Origin of the sequence: Pseudoroseomonas cervicalis ATCC 49957 (assembly GCF_000164635.1) — a bacterium.
In the GTDB taxonomy this organism is placed as follows: domain Bacteria; phylum Pseudomonadota; class Alphaproteobacteria; order Acetobacterales; family Acetobacteraceae; genus Pseudoroseomonas; species Pseudoroseomonas cervicalis.
Genome location: NZ_GG770777.1, coordinates 1038853 through 1041385 on the forward strand (window position 1 = coordinate 1038853; position 2533 = coordinate 1041385).

3 protein-coding genes are annotated in these 2533 nt (G+C 75.6%); all 3 read left to right on the top strand.

Annotated elements, in window-relative coordinates:
- Positions 1-1325, top strand: a 1325-nt coding sequence (locus HMPREF0731_RS04470) for an alpha-E domain-containing protein (RefSeq protein ID WP_007002839.1), incomplete at its 5' end; no start/stop codon positions are given.
- Positions 1322-2182, top strand: a complete 861-nt coding sequence (locus HMPREF0731_RS04475) for a transglutaminase family protein (RefSeq protein ID WP_007002840.1) — start codon at positions 1322-1324, stop codon at positions 2180-2182. The genes HMPREF0731_RS04470 and HMPREF0731_RS04475, both read left to right, overlap by 4 nt.
- 44 nt (positions 2183-2226) lie before the next feature.
- Positions 2227-2533: OpgC domain-containing protein (opgC, locus tag HMPREF0731_RS04480; protein WP_007002841.1), on the top strand; the 307-nt coding region annotated here is incomplete at its 3' end.

Below are 2533 nucleotides of genomic sequence, written 5' to 3' on the forward strand. Positions count from 1 at the left end.
TCGCCGAGCGGCCGCAGGACTACGCCGCCAGCCGCGCCCTGCCGCCCTCCGTCGCGCCCTGCGCCGATGGCCCGCGCCTCTCCCCGGCGCCGGTCATCCTGCGCCTGTTCCTGGTGCAGGATGGCGGCGAATGGCACGCTTTGCCGGGCGGGCTGGCCCGGGTGACGGACGACGCCGCCGGGTTCGGCGGGCGGCTGCCGCGCCAGGGCGTCGCCAAGGATGTCTGGGTGCTGAGCGAGGAGGGCACGCAGATCCTGGGCCCCGCCGCCCTGCCCGCGCCGCCGCTGGCCATCCAGCGCGGCGCCGGGGAGCTGCCCTCCCGCGTCGCCGACAACCTGTTCTGGCTGGGCCGCTATGTGGAACGGCTGGAGGGCTCGGCGCGGCTGATGCGCGCGGTGCTCGGCCGGCTCGACCGCGGCCCGCTGCTGCCGCGCGAGCAGGCGGAGCTCTCGGCGCTGGCCGCCGCCCTGCACCATGCCGGGCTGGCCCAGAAGGAGGACGCGCCGAACGGCGCCGCCAACACCGCGCTGCAGGCGGCGCTGTGGCGGGCGCTGCGCGAGGACGGCACGCTGGGCTGGCTGATGGCCGAGATCGCCCGGCTGGTCGAATCGGTGCGCGACCGGCTGACCGGCGACATGCACACCCTGTTCACCCTGCCGCTGCGCGCGGTGCGGGTGCAGGCGGCGCAGCAGGGGCGCGGCCTGCCCGGGCTGGAGGAGGTGCTGGCCGGCATCCTGCGCTACTCCGCCGGCGTCGCCGGCGCCGCGGCCGAGAACATGGTGCGCGCCGGCGGCTATGCCTTCCTCGACCTCGGGCGGCGGCTGGAGCGCGCCCAGGCGATCGCCGCGCAGCTGGGCTTCGCCCTGGCCCAGCCGGCCAGCCGCATCGAGGGCGGGCTGCGCCTGGCGCTGGAGCTGTGCGATTCCGTCATCACCTACCGCAGCCGCTATCTCGGCGTGCTGCAGCCGGCCCCGGCGCTCGACCTCGTGCTGGCCGATCCGGGCAATCCGCGCGGGCTGGCCTACCAGCTGCAGGCCATGCGGCGGCGGCTGGTGGAGCTCGATGGCGGCGCCGAGGAGGCGCTGCTGCCCGGCCTCGACGCGCTGATGGCGGCGGTGGAGGCGATCCCGCGGCAATTGCTGGCCGCCGCCGACCAGGCGCCGCTGGCCGCCCAGCTGGCGCCGCGCCTGGCCGCCATGGAGGGCGAGATCGCCGCGCTCTCGGACGGCATCGCCCGCCGCTACTTCGCCCTGCTGCCGCCGGCCCAGACGCTGGGCCAGGACGTGCCGGAGCAACCCGCCGTGCTGTTCTGGGGGGCCGCATGAGGTGGCGCATCCGCCACGCCACCGCCTATGACTATGCCGAGCCGGTGGATATCGCGACGCACATGCTGCATCTCTCGCCGCGCCCGCTGCCGCAGCAGCGCGTGGTGTGGGACAGCATCGCCTGCGCGCCGGAGCCGGCGCGCGTGGCCAGCGACACCGACCATTTCGGCAACCGGGTGACCTGGCTGTTCCTCGACCGCCCGCATGCCCGCTTCGAGGTGGTGGCCGAGGCCGAGGTGGAGACCGCCTTCCCCGCCCCGCCGCTGGCCGGGCTGACCCCGCCCTGGGAGCAGGTGGCGGCCGAGGCCGCGCGCCACCCGGAGGCCGCCGAGTTCACCTATCCCTCGCCGATGCTGCCCGAGCAGGCGGCGGCGCGCGCCTATGCCGCGCTATCCTTCCCCGCCGGGCGGCCGGTGCTGGAGGGGCTGCTGGAGCTGAACGGGCGCATCAAGCGCGACTTCACCTTCCGCGCCGGGGTCACCGGCATCGCGACGCCGGTGGCGCAAGTGCTGGCGCAGCGCGCCGGCGTCTGCCAGGACTTCACCAACCTGATGCTGTGCGGGCTGCGCGGCCTCGGCCTGCCGGCGCGCTATGTCTCGGGCTATATCCGCACCCGCCCGCCGCCGGGCGGGGTGGCGCGGCTCGGCGCCGACCAGTCGCATGCCTGGGTGGGCGCCTGGCTGGGCGAGCCCTTCGGCTGGATCGACCTCGACCCCACCAACGACCTGGTGGTGCAGCAGGAGCATGTGGTGCTGGGCTGGGGGCGCGACTTCCACGACATCTCCCCGCTGCGCGGCATCATCCTGGGCGGCGGCCAGCACGGGCTGACGGTCAGCGTCGACCTCACGCCTGCCTGAGCGGACTGGCCTCCGTCCGCGTCCGGCTCCACCTGACAGGCGACATGACCGCAACCAGAACGACCGCGCCACCCTCCGGCGCCGCCTGGCCGGGCGGGCGCGACAGCGCGCTGGATGTCTGGCGCGGCTTCGCGCTGGTGGCGATCTTCGTCAACCATGCCGGCGACAGCGTGCTGCAACGGCTGACACCGCTGAATTTCGGCTTCTCCGACGCGGCCGAGCTGTTCGTGCTGTTCGCCGGCCATGCCGCGGCCCTGGCCTATCTGCCGCGCCACCGGCCGGGCGGGGCGGCGGTGCTGCGGCGCCGGCTGCTCGGCCGGCTCGGCCGGCTCTATGCCGCGCATCTCGGCC